Origin of the sequence: Peptostreptococcus canis, from assembly GCF_014229965.1 — a bacterium.
Taxonomy (GTDB): domain Bacteria; phylum Bacillota; class Clostridia; order Peptostreptococcales; family Peptostreptococcaceae; genus Peptostreptococcus; species Peptostreptococcus canis.
Window position 1 is genome coordinate 33,199 of record NZ_JABGBW010000005.1, and the last position, 15,059, is coordinate 48,257.

The following is a 15,059-nucleotide window of genomic DNA, read 5'->3' on the forward strand; positions in this document are numbered from 1 at the left end:
TATATAATAATTTGGAAATGGATTTAATTAAAAAGGAATTATAAAAATGGAAAAAGAGAATAGAGAATTGGAAAAATTAAGAGAAAAGATAGATTTTGTTGATAGAGAAATAATATCTCTTCTGGAAAAAAGAATAAATATAGCAATTGATATAGGTATATTGAAAAAAGAAAATTCCTTGGCTATTTTTGATGAAAAAAGAGAAGTTGAGGTATTGGGAAAAGTAAATAATACCATTACGAACAAAAATTTGGAAAAATATATTATAGATATTTATAAAGTTGTTATAGAGCAATCAAAATTAGTTCAAAAAGATATATAAAAGCGTAGAATTAAAGTATTCTAAAAAGAATGGATATAATATTTTTTGTTTGAAAAAGACAATTCATAAATCATGTATTATTTTAAATAAAAAACCTTTCTATGATAAAGTGTTATTATCATGAAAGGTCTTTTGTTTATGGAGTCTTTTTTGTGTTTTCATTCTGCAAATTAATAAATACAATTTTACGTTAGCTTTTTATGCTTTTCTAAATTTAGAAATTCAATTAGAGCGTCTATTCCAAGAGTATAGCTTTTTTTACCGAAACCTGAAATAGTTCCGATGCAAGCACCGGCAGTAATAGAGGTGTTCCTGATAGTTTCTCTAGAGTATATGTTTGATATATGAATTTCTATAAATGGATTTGGAACCGATTTTATGGCATCTAGTATTGCGATACTATAGTGCGTGAAAGCAGCCGGATTTATTATATATCCATCTACTTCCCGGTATGAACTTTGTATAAAATCAATTATTTCTTTTTCTCCGTTGCTCTGAAAGAAAATAAGCTCAATATTCGATTTTTCAGAATAGTTCATTATAGATTCTTCAAGGGAATCCGATTTGTTGTAATTTTCATCAACATAAATTTGAATATATTTACATAATTCATCATATGTAAGAGTTCCGTATATATCAGGCTCTCTAATACTCAACATATTTAAATTCGGGCCATTTATTATTCCTATTTTCAAGATTCGTCTCTCCTATTTTTTAAATATTCTAGTATACTATTTACAGCATCTTTTATATCTTTATTATTATCTACCGTATACGAGGAAATTTTTTCGTATAAGTGCTTTCTCTTTTCAAATAATTCAAACAGTTTGTTTGGATTAGATTTCAAGAGCGGTCTATTTAGGGTATTTAGTGTATCGATTATATTGTTACAATCCCTGTCTATATAGATTACATTTTTTCCTCTTAATATTTCTAAATTTTTTTTTTGTGTTACTATACCACCACCGGTCGATATGATTTTAGGTTTTTTATCGCTTTCAGATACTAATTGTAATATTTTACTTTCAATATCTCTGAAGTATTTCTCACCTTTGAGAAATACTTCAGAGATACTTTTAGATGTCAATTTTTCTATGTATTCATCAGTGTCAATATATTCATAATTTAATATTTCTGCCAGTATTTTTGCAATACTTGTTTTTCCGCATCCCGTAATTCCAACGAGATAGATATTTTTATCAGTGAGATCATTTATAGCGGAATACTTATTTTTAAAATATACATAGATGCATTTTTTAATATCCTCATCAATATCATAGATATTATCATATACTGTATTCCTATTCCAGATTTCAATAGATCTAAGTGCTTGATATACGAGCATCTTAAGTCCGTTTTGAACCTCTAATCCTTTAGATTTTGCGGTTTCAAGGAATTTAGTTGTATAGGGATTATAAATTAAATCAAATGCTACTTGAAAGTTATCAAATACATCCGTATCAACAGCAATATTATCAACATTGGGATGCATTCCGATCGGGGTTGTGTTTATTATGTAATATCCCCTGATTTTCTTTATTTCATCATAGTCGATAAATGTTATTTTTGAAAAAAAGTATTCTCTATTTTCATAATATTTATTGTGTTTTTTGGGATTTCTAGAGGCCACATAAATTTTATCTGCACCATTATTTATAAGGTATTCTATTAATGTTTTGGAAGAACCTCCAAATCCCAAAACAAGATGAGAATTTGCATTAACTTTAGAGCGATTCAGAGTTTTTTCTATACCATAGTAATCCGTATTAAATCCATTTTTTTCTTCACCATTTATAAAAATAGTGTTTACAGAGTTTATGTTAGTGGACATATCATCCAAATTATCTAAATAGTTAATTATATCTTCCTTGTAAGGGATAGTTACATTAATACCATTTTTGTCGTTGATATTTTTCATAAAATTTGAAAGGTCATTTCTGTGTATTTCATAGATATTGTATTTAGCTTCTAAATTTAAAAGTTTGTATACAAATGAATGTATCTCTGGTGAAATAGAGTGAGATAACTTTTCTCCAAGTAAGCCGTATATTTTCAATTCTATCCTCCTAGTTATATGTCAGTTATTTTTTATAGTTTACTTAATATAAATTATTGAACATTTTCAGGAAGTTTTATATCTTCAATTTTATTAATATCAGAAGCATTCATTTTCATTTTTTGATTCATTTCTACGTTTATTTTATCATTTTTCATTTCCATTGTCATATCAGTATCAGATGATTTTAGGAAGAATGAATTTTTATCATATACCGATGTAAATTTGAAAGATTTTATATTCATTTGAATTTCTTTGAACATCGGATTATCAGCATATTCTTTACTATTTTTCATTATTTCAGTTATTTCATCACCATTTCCGGAATATGATATAATATAAGAATCATCTGTTTCTTTTACTTCTAATTTATCTTTAAGAGCATTTATATATTTTATTTGTTGATCATTTTTTGCTATATCTTTATACATATCCATATTAATTCCCATAGTATTTAAATCAATTTTATTAAATTTATCTCCAACAGCTTCATTTTTTACATACATTTGATTATCAATGACGTATGTTTCTAAATTAAAAGGTGTGGCATTTGTTTGTCCGGAATTTTCATCTTTTGTAGTCATTTTCATATTCATGTGCATTTTTAGAGGATCTATAATTATTTCAAGATTAATATCTGATGTAGATTTCATTGTTTTATTATTAGTTAGATCCTTGACATCTTGGTCCATTTTTAGATCCATTTTACAACTTTTAAATTCTTTATTTTTTTCTTCAATTTTTTGTACTATTTCTTGATTAGTCAGCTTAGGTTCTTCCACCTTTGATTTTCCATTTCCTGTCTGAGAACATCCTGAAAGTAATATCATACTTGCAAGAGTTATTGTCAATATTTTTTTAAATTTCATAGCAATACCTCCTTATGTTATAATTAATATTAATTATAACATAAGGAGGTATTAAAAACAGATATATTTTATATTTGAAGTATATTAAATATAAAAATAGATAAATAAATGTATCAAAAGAGGTAATCATGAGTTTGAAAAATATTAAAATAACAGTATCGTATAATGGAGAAAAATATAGTGGATGGCAAAAACAGCCAAATTCACCGGGGATAGAAGGGGAGATAGAATTCGCCTGTAAAAAAATATTTAACTTAAAGGAAATAAAGGTAATAGGTTCCGGAAGAACTGATGCTGGCGTTCATGCAATCGAACAGGTGGCTAATTTTAAGGTAGATACAACGATACCTGTTGATAAAATAGCTGAGATTTTAAATAATAACTTACCAAAAGATATTTCAGTGACCTCTTCAGTTGAGGTGGATGAAAGTTTTCATTCAAGGCATAGTGCAAAAAGGAAGATATACAGATATCAAATTTATAATTCAAAAGTTAGAAATCCATTTTTGAGAAATATATCATATCAAGTAAAGTATGATTTAGATATTGAAAAGATGAAAAAAGAAGTAAATCATTTAATCGGAAAGCATGATTTTGCAGGATTTATGAGTTCAGGATCTTCAGTTAAAGATACCATTAGAACGATATATAATGTGGATATTCATGTTGAAGGGGATTTAATAATTTTTGAAATAGAAGGAAATGGCTTTTTATATAATATGGTAAGAATAATTGCAGGTACAATGGTTGATATAGGAAGAGGAAAAATCAATGATTCTTTGAAAAATATTATAGCTTCAAGAGATAGATCCAAGGCAGGTCATACAGCACCACCACAAGGTTTATTTTTAAAAAAAGTGTACTATGATTTGTAAAAAAGTCTGTAAAAATTTGCAAAATAAAATCAGAGTTTGGATAAGTTGGTGACTTATTTTAACTCTGATTTTATATTTTGTAAAAACAAAATATTGTTTACTTTAATTCATGCCTAAATGTATAGTAGCTTAAGGATATATTTATATTTTTAAATGTATTTATTTTATCATTGATTGAAGAAACCAAAGCTCTTTAGAATAAGATTCTATATCGCCTTCCATACTTCCTACTAATGAGAAGTTATCTTCTTCATCAGCAATTTCGCGTATGGAGTATGCAAGTTTATTCATTTTTTCAAGATCATTTTTTATGATATTAAGAACCTCATCTCCAGAAAAATCTATATTTGAAGGTAGTTCTTCAATAGACGAAATTTCTAAATATTCTTTTAATGATGCTGGCGGGTAAATGCCTTCTATTTTAAACATTTCAGCGACTTCATCGAATTTTTCAAAGAAAGCATTGTATAATTTTTCGGTGAACTCATGTATAGCAACAAAGTCTTTTCCTACTATATTCCAATGTAAGTTATGTAATTTTACGTTTAATACCATTAAATTTGCCAAATACTCTTTTCTTAATTCTATATTTTTCATAATTTATCCTCCTAATTTTTTAATATTATTATTCTTATTTTTAACCTAATAATAGTAATCATTACTAATATTATTATATCAATATTATACCATATCAAAAAGTTTTCAAACACATTTTTAAAAAAAATTTTAAATATTTTTTTTAGCTGATAGATTTTATAAAATAATGCATAAGCGAATGTTAATAATATATTAAATTTCAATATTATTTTTGTAAATTTCATTGACTTTTTTTATACACGATAGTAAAATATATAAAGTAATGCGTGAATAAGTCCACTTTTGCCCCGGACTTTACATAGACGAGAAAAATTATAAATGGAAAAGTTAAGGAGGGTCTTTATGAAGAGTTTTATAGCTAAGCCAGCTGATGTAAAAAGAGACTGGTATGTAGTTGATGCTGAAGGAAAGACATTAGGTCGTTTGGCAAGTGAAATAGCAGTTGTATTAAGAGGAAAGAATAAACCAACATTCACACCACATGTTGATGGTGGAGATTTTGTAATAGTATTAAATGCAGATAAAGTTGTTCTTACAGGAAAGAAACTTACTCAGAAATTCTATAGATATCATACAGGTTATGTAGGTGGATTGAAAGAAATTTCTTATAAGGAAATGATGGAAAAGAAACCGGAAGAAGTTGTGGCACATGCAGTTAGCGGTATGCTTCCAAAAAATAAACTTAGAGCTAGAATGATGACTAGATTAAGAGTATTTAGAGGAAATGAACATCCACATGCAGCACAGAACCCACAGGTTTTAAACTTTAAGTAGGATATCGAGAGGAGGATTTGATTAATGGCTAATGTACAATATTATGGAACAGGAAGAAGAAAACATTCTGTAGCTAGAGTTAGATTAGTAGCTGGAGAAGGTAACATAAAGGTTAATGGAAGAGATTTAGATGAGTATTTCAACTATGACACTCTTATTAGAGACGTAAAGCAGCCTCTTGTATTGACAGGAAATGAAAACAAATACGATGTGATTGTAACTGTAGAGGGCGGAGGATTTACTGGTCAGGCAGGTGCAATTAGACATGGTATATCAAGAGCTTTATTAAAGGCAGACGAAGAGTTAAGAGGAACTTTAAAGGCAGAAGGTTTCTTGACTAGAGATTCAAGAATGAAAGAAAGAAAGAAATATGGTCTTAAAGCTGCCAGAAGGGCTCCACAGTTTAGTAAAAGATAGTACAATATTATATTTGGAATCAATAAACCCTTGGAAATTAAAATGTTTTCCAGGGTTTTATTTTTATCTCAATAAGTGTTATAAATACCTTCAAATATAAAAAGTTATTTCGTTCAACAAATTTATGTAAGTATTTTCATATAAATATGATATAATTTACTCTAATAAAGTAAAAAAAATGCTAGTATAAATTTAGGAAGGAGTTAGCTTATGAAATTTGAAAATCTTAAAAGGGTAGATAATGAAGTATATGAAACTTTAGTAAAAGAATATGAAAGACAAGAAAGAAATATAGAACTTATAGCTTCAGAAAATATCGTGTCAGAAGCCGTAATGGAGACTATGGGGAGTTATTTTACAAATAAGTATGCGGAAGGTTATCCTGATAAAAGATACTATGGTGGGTGCCAATTTGTAGATGAAATGGAAAGTATTGCTATTAAAAGATTGAAAAAGATATTTGGAGCAGATCATGCTAATGTTCAACCACATTCGGGTTCTCAGGCTAACCAGGCCGTATATCTGGCAATGTTAAATTATGGAGATAAAGTATTAGGAATGGATTTATCTCAAGGCGGACATCTTACTCATGGCTCACCGGTAAATATTTCAGGTATTAATTATAATTTTATAGCTTATGGGGTGAATCCGGAAACTGAAACAATAGATTATGACAAGTTAAGAGAAATAGCTATCAGTGAAAAACCTAAGTTAATAGTTGCAGGTGCAAGTGCATATCCAAGAGAAATTGATTTTAAAAGAATATCTGAAATTGCAAAGGAAATAGGTGCATATTTCATGGTGGATATGGCTCATATTGCAGGACTGGTAGCTGCGGGACTTCATAATAATCCATGTGAATGTGCGGATTTTGTTACAAGTACAACTCATAAAACATTGAGAGGACCAAGAGGCGGAATTATACTTTGCAAAGAAGAGTATGCTAAAAAAATAGATAAGGCTATATTCCCTGGAATTCAGGGAGGACCTTTAGAACATATAATAGCTTCTAAAGCAGTTTGCTTTAAAGAAGCTTTGGAAGAGGATTTTAAGGAGTACCAAAAACAGGTTGTAAAAAATGCTGCTGTATTAGCTGATGAATTGAAAAAAAGAGGTTTTGATCTGGTATCTGGTGGAACTGATAACCATTTAATTCTTGTAAATTTAGTATCAAAGAATATGTCTGGTAGAGAGGCTGAAACTTTACTTGATGAAGCATATATTACAGTAAATAAAAACTCAATACCGTTTGATAAAGCGAGTTTTGTAGAGACTAGTGGTATAAGAATTGGAACACCGGCAGTTACTACTAGAGGAATGGTTGAAGAGGATATGATTAAGATCGCAGAAGCTATAGATTTGGTGGTTACACACAGAGATATAAAAAATGCTCAGAACATAGTTATTGAACTTACCGGTAAATATCCGTTAAATTACAACTTTGAAAAATAAAAGATAAATTATTTGAAAAATAAAAATGGATAGATAGACATAATGAAACCATCTATATATTTATCATAAAATTATGATAGAATATAATAGATGGTTTTTATTATAAGGAGGAAAAGATGAGCAAAATAGTAAGTATAGACAAAGCAGTTGATTTAATTAAAGATGGAGATACAGTCGCTCTTTCGGGGTTTATGTTAGCTACAGCTGCCAGGGAAGTAATAGTAGCAATAGGAACTAGATTTAAAGAAAACGGTACCCCTAAGGGACTTACCGTTTATCAAGGGGCGGGTATAGGAAATAATTTTGACCAGGGGGTTTGTGAAATGAGTTATCCCGGATTGATAAAAAGATACGTAACTGCTCATTTTGCGAATAATAGACCTATGATAGATATGACTTTGAATAATGAAGTAGAAGCCTATAATTTTCCTCAAGGGGTTATTTCTCATTTATATAGACAAGCAGCAGGTGGAAAAAGTTTTGAAATTACTAGGATAGGTCTAAAAACATACTGTGATCCCAGAATAAAAGGTGGAAAGATAAATTCCACAGCTAAAGAAGATCTTGTGGAGTTGATAGAAATAGATGGAAAAGAATTTTTGAAGTATAAAGTTCCCAATTATGATATAGGAATTATTAGAGGAACGACAGCAGATGAGAATGGAAATATAACTATGGAAGAAGAATCGTCTGTTATTGATTCTCTTGATATTGCAATGGCTGTGAAAGCATCTGGTGGAAAGGTAATTGTTCAAGTTAAGAATATTGTTTCATCAGCATCTATCAATAGAAAAGATGTGGTAATTCCGGGAGTATTTGTAGATGCAGTAGTAATTTCTCAAAATCCTGAAGAATTTCATAGACAGACACCTGGTACATATTATGATCCGATTATATCCGGAAAATATAAATCAGAGGATTACTCTTTTCCAAAATTAGAATTAAATGAGAGAAAAATAATTGCCAGAAGAGGAGTTTTAGAGTTGAATGATAACTCAGTTGTGAATCTTGGAATAGGAATACCTGAAGGAGTTGCGTCAGTTGCGGCTGAAGAGGGATTAGAAAATATAATACTGACAGTTGAAAGTGGATTAATTGGCGGTATTCCACTTGGTGGATCTAATTTTGGTTCTGCTGTAAATTCCTGGGCAAGTTTATCAATGGTTCATCAGTTTGATTTTTATAATCACGGGGGATTAGACAGGACTTTTCTTGGTTTTGCCGAAATAGATGAAGAAGGAAATATAAACGTAAGTAGATTTGGAAATAGAATAGGCGGATGTGGAGGATTCATCGATATTACTCAGTCTACTAAAAATATAGTTTTTTGTGGTACAATGACAGCAGATGGATTAAAAGTTAGAGTTATAAATGGCAAGCTAGAAATAGTTAACGAGGGAAAAAAGAAGAAGTTTTTGAAAAACATTGAAGAAATAACTTTTAGTGCGCAGCAGAGTTTTGAAAATGAACAAAATATTATTTTTGTTACAGAAAGATGTGTATTCAAACTCGAAAAAGATGGATTGGTTCTTATAGAAATAGCACCAGGGATAGATGTTGATAAACATATATTTTCACAGATGGAATTTACTCCAAGAATTTCAGATGAGCTAAAAGAAATGGATGCAAGAATATTTTCAGAAAGAACCATGAATATAAAATAAGTTAGTGAAAAGGGTGATTTTTGAATAGATAGAAATCTTCTAATAGGTATATATTACAGTTAGTTTTATTATTAATATGTTAATAAATTGATATTTTTGTTGATACATATCATAAAAATATAATATAATATAGTATAGTACTTTATTTTTATGGTTTAAATGACAATATAGTGCTAAATTAAATAGGAGGTATTATTTAAATGAGTGGTAAAAAATTACCAAAAGAAGCTTATGGTGGAGTACAAGGAAAAGATTATGTTCCATACATAACAGACAAAACTAGAACAGGCATAAATGGGGCTGTTTTAGTTATCGGTATTTTATTAGCAGTTATATTTGCTGCTTCTACAGCTTATTCGGGTATGAAAGCTGGTCTTACAGTTGCTGCTGGTATTCCTGGATCAATAATTGGTTCTGCATTGGTTGCAGCAGTTGCTAGTAAAAAAGGAATATTAGGAAAGAATTTAGTTCAAGGTATGGCAAGTGGTGGTGAATCAGTTGCCAGCGGTATGATATTTGTACTACCTGCAGTAATATTAATAGGAAGCAAAATTTCATTTCTTGAAGGTATATTAGTTGGTTTTGGTGGAGTTTTATTTGGTATAGGTATTGCATCTCTTGTTCACAATTATTTGATAGTTGAAGAGCATGGAAAACTTATGTATCCTGAATCAATGGCAATTTCTGAAACTCTTGTTGCATCTGATGCAGGAGGAGATTCAATTAAATTTATGGGAATAGGATTTGGTATAGGTGGTATATTGACAGTGCTTACAGGATCTTTCTTAAATATTGCCAATAATGTTTACAGTGTTATAGGAGACAAGTTCTATAAATACAAATTTGAAATAGAAGTAAATCCTCTGTTATTGGGTATTGGTTTTATAGTAGGTCTTGAGGTTGCTCTTACAATGTTTGCAGGAGCACTACTTGCAAACTTTGCTGTAATGCCATTAATAGGTTATTTTGCAGAGTTAGCTGGTCCAAGTGCCGTGGTATGGAACAATACTTCATTGGCTGTGGCTAATATGGATGTAAATGCGATTGGTGGTAGTTATGTTAAATATATTGGTGCTGGTATGATGCTTTGTGGCGGAATAATTGGTGCTATCAGACTTATACCGACAATAATATCATCTGTAAAAGAAACTATGAATGCCAGAAAATCTTCATCAAATGGGGATAGCTCTAAAATACAGGGATTAATACTATTGGGTGGTATAATAATAGCGTTAATAGCTGCGTTTAAGATTTCAAATAGCATTACTATGGCTGCTGTAGGTATAATTATATCTATTATATTAGCTGCATTGTTTGTAATAGTTGCAGGTCGTTTAACAGGAACTATAGGTACTTCAAATTTACCTGTATCAGGTATGACAATAGCTTCTTTAGTTATAGCTACTTTGGTGTTTGTAATCATGGGATGGACTACGCAAGCGGATAATAGATCTTTATTATTATTTGCTACATTTATAGTCGTTGCTATAGCTATGGCAGGTGGATATACTCAGTCTCAGAAAGTTACTTATATAATAGGTGGCAATAAGACAGAGATGCAAAAGTGCTTTGCGTTAGCCGGTATAGTTGGTGTTGTAATAGTTGTAGGAACAATAGTATTATTATCAAGCCAGTTGGCGATTACAGGAGATAACCCTCCATTTGCATTACCACAGGCAAATTTAATGTCGACATTGACTTCTGGTATTACATCAGGACAACTTCCTTGGGTAATGATAATTGTTGGGGTTGCTATGGCTTTAGTTTTATTCTTCCTAAATCTGCCAATAATGACAATAGCGATTGGTTTCTATTTACCTATATCAACTACTACAATTATATTAATAGGTGCATTAATAAGAGTATATGTTGAAAAAATGGCTAAAAATAAAGAAGATAGAACAGCACAAGTATCAAATGGCGTAAGTTTGTCTTCAGGTTTGGTAGCAGGTGGTTCTATTATTGGACTAGTTGGTATAGTACTTCAAATAACAGGAGTTATAAAGGGAGCAGGTCCAAGTGGGTTTGCAGCCGGAAATGGAATGGCCTTATTACTTCTTGTATTTTTAGTAGTATTAACTACTATTCCTATAGTCAAATCTAAAGCCAAAAAATAAAAATAGTTTGACATAGAAGATGAATAATAAAATGGGAAAATTTTCAAAGAAAACTATTGTCGATAATTTGAATGATAAAATTGTTGATAATAAGGATGTCTTTAATATAGTTTACAAAATAAATGAAGATATAGAGTATAGAGTAAGTGAGTCGGGTATAGTAACTATACTAGAACCTCAAAATCATAAAATTCAGATTTTTTTTAGAAAAATCGGTTTCAAAATACCCAGATATAAGAAACTTGAATTTGATGAATACTCCAGCTATGTATTTTTACAAATAAATGGAGTAAACACCATTGAAAATATTGGAGAGATACTATATGATAAATACGAAGATAAAGCAAACCCTTTGTTTGAAAGGCTATTGTTGTTTTTAAATCATATAGAAGTCAATTGTAATTATATAAAGAAAATATAGAAATATAAAAAAGTGTGTCATAAAATAGCTTGACACGCTTTTTTATATGATTAAAATATTTAGGGTAAACCAAAAATTTAGGTTTTGAATGTAATATATAGTGTAGTAGAGATGTTTGTGTTAGTATAGAAGGTTTAATTGTCTTAAAATGAAAAAATATTAGTGAATAAGTAAAGTTGAAAAGGTGGTTTTTAAGAATGTTTAATGTAATAAGAGGATATTTTATTCTGCTGCTAAAATTTTTTAAAAATTTATCTCAATTCATAAAATATCAATTGATAACAAAAGGAATATTAGTATTGTTTATACTTCCGATATATAGTTTTTTAAGCCATTATTTAGTGAATAGAAATACTAAAACTTTGACAAATGGAGAGGTATTGAAATTTTTGTTTTCTCAATCAGGAATTAGCTATCTTGCTTTGATGTTATTTATTATAGTGGCAGAAATAATAATAGAAATAGGCGGATATATTATTATAAGTTGCAAGATTGAAGGTGGATATGGAGAGTCAAGTTATTTGGGAATTTTAAAGCAAAGTTTTAAATTATTACCGAGAATGTTTTCTGTAGGAGGTTTAATAGTTCTTGCTTATGTCATTTTGATTGTTCCACTTACCGGTATAGGAATAAGACTGAGTTTTTTAAAAAGTATGGATATACCGAATTTTATTATGAGTGTTATAAACGATAATATGGTTTATAAAGGAATATATTTAGCAGGAATAACTGTTTTATTAATATTTAGTATTAGATTAATTTTTACATTTCACTATATGATTGTGGATGATTTAGATGCGACAAAGGCTATAAAGGCCAGCTCAGAACTTGTGAATACTAATAAGAAAAAGCTATTTATTGAGATAATATCCGTATTAATTATAAGTGTTATATTGTCTTTTATACTGCTTTTTATATGGTTTAGTTTAATAGCCTTTCTTTCAAATAAAATAAATTTTGAAAGTATATTTGGAAGGTTTTTGATGATATTTTTATTGCAATTACAGAATATAGGGTTATTGCTGGTTTCCATGCTTATAATACCATTTGAATGTCAACATATCACAAAGGTTTTTTATGCTTTATATTTAGGAGAGGAAAAAAGGTATCCAGATATAAAATTAAAGTTAAAACCTTCTCTTTTGGATAGAATTTTTATTAAAAAAAGAACATTAACTGCTGTTACTATAATAACTATGGTCATAATTTCTTTACCTATGGCAGTATTTACCAAGGAATTATTAGGGTATAATAATCAAATACTGGTAATGGGGCATAGAGGTTTTGGAAGAGGTACGCCTGAAAATAGTATATCGTCTGCTCAGAAATCTATAGATGAAAAGTTGGATTTTGTCGAAATAGATGTACAGAGAACAAAGGATAGAATATATGTGTTAAATCATGATAAAACTTTTAGGAGGGTATCTGCCAATAAGCCTTATTATATAGATAAGCTGGTTACAGAACTCACTTTTGATCAAATAGAAAAACTAGATATAGGTTCTAAAATTGGAAAAGAATATTCAGGGGAAAAAGTTCCTACAATAGAATCAATATTGGATACTGCAAAAGGAAAAATTAAAGTGAATATTGAACTTAAAGAAGATGTTGATAAAAAAATGATAGATGATATTATGAATATAATAGATCAAAAAGGCATGAGAGAGCAGGTAATTTTGACATCGTTGGACATTAATAATATAAATTATATTGAGGAAAAGAATGGCAGTTTCAAAACTGGTATAATTTACTTTTTAGCGTTGGGAAATATAAAGAATGTGAGAGCGGATTATCTTATAATGGAAGAAAGAGAGGCAACTGATAGTAACATAGATAAAATACATTCACTTGGTAAGTATGTAATAGTTTGGACAGTTAATTCAGATGATTCAATTGAAAAATTTACTAAAAAGAATATAGACGGAGTAATAACTGATTATCCAAACAAAGTAAAAAAAGAAATTGAGAGAAATTCAAAATTATCTGTTGAAGATATAATACTATCTAATTTTATAACTGAATTTAATATACTTGAATAAAAAAAGGAGTTGATACACAAAGATGCTTTTATAAATTTAGTATAAGTAATCTGTGTATAACTCCTTTTATTTTATACTAATACTCTTATTTCTTTTATCTTAGAGCTAAGAGAAAGTTTATTATTTATGCTATTTTTGAAATTTTTAAAATCTATTTCCGGCGTTTCTTTTGTAATTATGCCATATTGATTTTGATTTATTTTATTTATCATGTCTATTTTTATGCCCAAATCGCCGAGAATATCTCTAATTTTATTCTCTTCCGGTATATTTTCTTTAATATTCAATCTGAAAAAGTATGAAAAGGATAATTGGTCAATATCTAGGATAGGTTTATTATTGTATATTTTATAAGAATAATCGGGACTAATCTTTTCTGTAATTTTTTTTGATATTAAAACTAAATCACCTATTACTGCTGAGCCTGTAGGAAGAGAACCGGCACCTTTACCATAAAACATAGTTTCTCCAACCATATCTCCCTCTAGATATACAGAATTCAATTCATAATCAACAGAGGCAAGTGCATGGTTATTTTTTAATAGCGTTGGATGAACCATTACTACAATTCCATTTTTTCTATTTTCAGCAGTTGCGAGAAGTTTTATTTTATATCCCATATTTCTTGCTATTTTTATATCTTCAAGGCTAATATCTGTTATTCCACAAGTATACACATCATTAGTTGTTACCAAGTTATTAAATCCTATTGTGGCTAATATAGCACATTTTCTAGCAGCATCAAGTCCTTCCAGGTCAGCACTTGGATCAGCTTCCAGAAAACCTAATTTTTTAGCTTCTTCAACTACATCCTGAAGATTTAAGTTCTCAATATCCATTCTTGTAAGTATATAGTTCGTGGATCCGTTTACTATCCCACTTATCTTCATAATATTATTTCCATATAAGTCGTTCTGCAATGCTTTTAAAATTGGAATTCCACCTGCAACAGCTGCCTCAAATAATAGATGTACGCCATTAGTTTTTGCAAGTGAAGTTATTTCATCTCCATATAAAGCGAATAAATCTTTATTAGCAGAAATTATATGTTTACCATTATTAATGGATTTCTCTATTATTTTTTTTGCATCATCTATTCCGCCTATTACTTCTACAACAATATCTATTTCTTTGTCATTTATAATATCGTCTGGATTTGACGTTAGTATAGATTTATCTAATTTTAAATTTCTTTTTTTGTTGATATCCTTAACGCAGATTTTTTTTAGTTTTATTTTTTTGCCAATTTCTCTAGAGATTATTTCGCCATTTTTAGAAAGTATTTCTACTATTCCGGAGCCAACTGTTCCTAGACCAAATAATCCGATATTAATAAATTCCATATTTTACCTCCTCGAACCATATTTATTTTATTATAGTAAGTAGATAAATCGTTGTCAACTAAAGCATTTAAAATAGGATGTATATTCTTGTATGTATCTTATAACTTTGGTAA

The 15,059-nt window shown here is 29.3% G+C and carries 14 protein-coding genes; 9 read left to right on the forward strand and 5 right to left on the reverse strand.

The window, feature by feature from the left end; translation table 11 throughout:
• Positions 1-46 precede the first annotated feature (46 nt).
• Positions 47-322 (forward strand): chorismate mutase, encoded by a 276-nt coding sequence (locus tag HLB29_RS06935; protein WP_185624442.1) that lies wholly within the window; start codon positions 47-49, stop codon positions 320-322.
• A gap of 185 nt (positions 323-507) precedes the next feature.
• Here HLB29_RS06935 and HLB29_RS06940 read toward each other — a convergent pair whose 3' ends face one another.
• Genes HLB29_RS06940 through HLB29_RS06950 form a run of 3 tightly spaced genes read right to left on the reverse strand, consistent with a single transcriptional unit; the run spans position 508 to position 3,247 of the window.
• The gene (locus HLB29_RS06940) at positions 508-1,017 is read right to left on the reverse strand and encodes a type II 3-dehydroquinate dehydratase (RefSeq protein ID WP_185624443.1); all 510 of its coding nucleotides are present in this window, start codon (positions 1,015-1,017) and stop codon (positions 508-510) included.
• The gene (locus HLB29_RS06945) at positions 1,014-2,378 is read right to left on the reverse strand and encodes a shikimate kinase (protein WP_185624444.1); all 1,365 of its coding nucleotides are present in this window, start codon (positions 2,376-2,378) and stop codon (positions 1,014-1,016) included. The genes HLB29_RS06940 and HLB29_RS06945 overlap by 4 nt, the downstream gene beginning before the upstream one ends.
• A gap of 53 nt (positions 2,379-2,431) precedes the next feature.
• Complete coding sequence (locus HLB29_RS06950) at positions 2,432-3,247, reverse strand: DUF6612 family protein (protein WP_185624445.1); 816 nt, start codon at positions 3,245-3,247, stop codon at positions 2,432-2,434.
• A 134-nt stretch (positions 3,248-3,381) separates the two neighbouring features.
• On the opposite strand from HLB29_RS06950, the gene truA reads away from it, so the two are divergent.
• A complete protein-coding gene (truA, locus tag HLB29_RS06955) occupies positions 3,382-4,122 on the forward strand; it encodes a tRNA pseudouridine(38-40) synthase TruA (protein ID WP_185624476.1) in 741 nt (246 codons plus the stop codon).
• A 159-nt stretch (positions 4,123-4,281) separates the two neighbouring features.
• Here truA and HLB29_RS06960 read toward each other — a convergent pair whose 3' ends face one another.
• A complete protein-coding gene (locus HLB29_RS06960; RefSeq protein ID WP_185624446.1) occupies positions 4,282-4,719 on the reverse strand; it encodes a Dps family protein in 438 nt (145 codons plus the stop codon).
• 342 nt (positions 4,720-5,061) lie between these two features.
• On the opposite strand from HLB29_RS06960, the gene rplM reads away from it, so the two are divergent.
• From rplM to HLB29_RS06995, 7 genes are all read left to right on the forward strand, one after another.
• The gene (rplM, locus tag HLB29_RS06965; RefSeq protein WP_185624447.1) at positions 5,062-5,493 is read left to right on the forward strand and encodes a 50S ribosomal protein L13; all 432 of its coding nucleotides are present in this window, start codon (positions 5,062-5,064) and stop codon (positions 5,491-5,493) included.
• Positions 5,494-5,517: 24 nt separating this feature from the next.
• The gene (gene rpsI / locus HLB29_RS06970) at positions 5,518-5,910 is read left to right on the forward strand and encodes a 30S ribosomal protein S9 (protein WP_185624448.1); all 393 of its coding nucleotides are present in this window, start codon (positions 5,518-5,520) and stop codon (positions 5,908-5,910) included.
• A gap of 210 nt (positions 5,911-6,120) precedes the next feature.
• The gene (locus tag HLB29_RS06975; RefSeq protein WP_185624449.1) at positions 6,121-7,362 is read left to right on the forward strand and encodes a serine hydroxymethyltransferase; all 1,242 of its coding nucleotides are present in this window, start codon (positions 6,121-6,123) and stop codon (positions 7,360-7,362) included.
• A 116-nt stretch (positions 7,363-7,478) separates the two neighbouring features.
• The gene (locus HLB29_RS06980; RefSeq protein WP_185624450.1) at positions 7,479-9,026 is read left to right on the forward strand and encodes an acyl CoA:acetate/3-ketoacid CoA transferase; all 1,548 of its coding nucleotides are present in this window, start codon (positions 7,479-7,481) and stop codon (positions 9,024-9,026) included.
• Between the two features lie 200 nt (positions 9,027-9,226).
• Positions 9,227-11,143, forward strand: coding sequence for an OPT family oligopeptide transporter (locus HLB29_RS06985; protein WP_185624451.1), 1,917 nt, complete (start codon positions 9,227-9,229; stop codon positions 11,141-11,143).
• Between the two features lie 19 nt (positions 11,144-11,162).
• Positions 11,163-11,564, forward strand: coding sequence for a hypothetical protein (locus HLB29_RS06990; RefSeq protein WP_330604437.1), 402 nt, complete (start codon positions 11,163-11,165; stop codon positions 11,562-11,564).
• Between the two features lie 197 nt (positions 11,565-11,761).
• Positions 11,762-13,603, forward strand: coding sequence for a glycerophosphoryl diester phosphodiesterase membrane domain-containing protein (locus tag HLB29_RS06995; protein ID WP_185624452.1), 1,842 nt, complete (start codon positions 11,762-11,764; stop codon positions 13,601-13,603).
• A gap of 71 nt (positions 13,604-13,674) precedes the next feature.
• On the opposite strand, the gene HLB29_RS07000 is transcribed toward HLB29_RS06995, so the two are convergent.
• On the reverse strand, positions 13,675-14,946 hold the full coding sequence (locus HLB29_RS07000; protein ID WP_185624453.1) for a homoserine dehydrogenase: 1,272 nt from the start codon (positions 14,944-14,946) through the stop codon (positions 13,675-13,677).
• Positions 14,947-15,059: the final 113 nt, after the last annotated feature.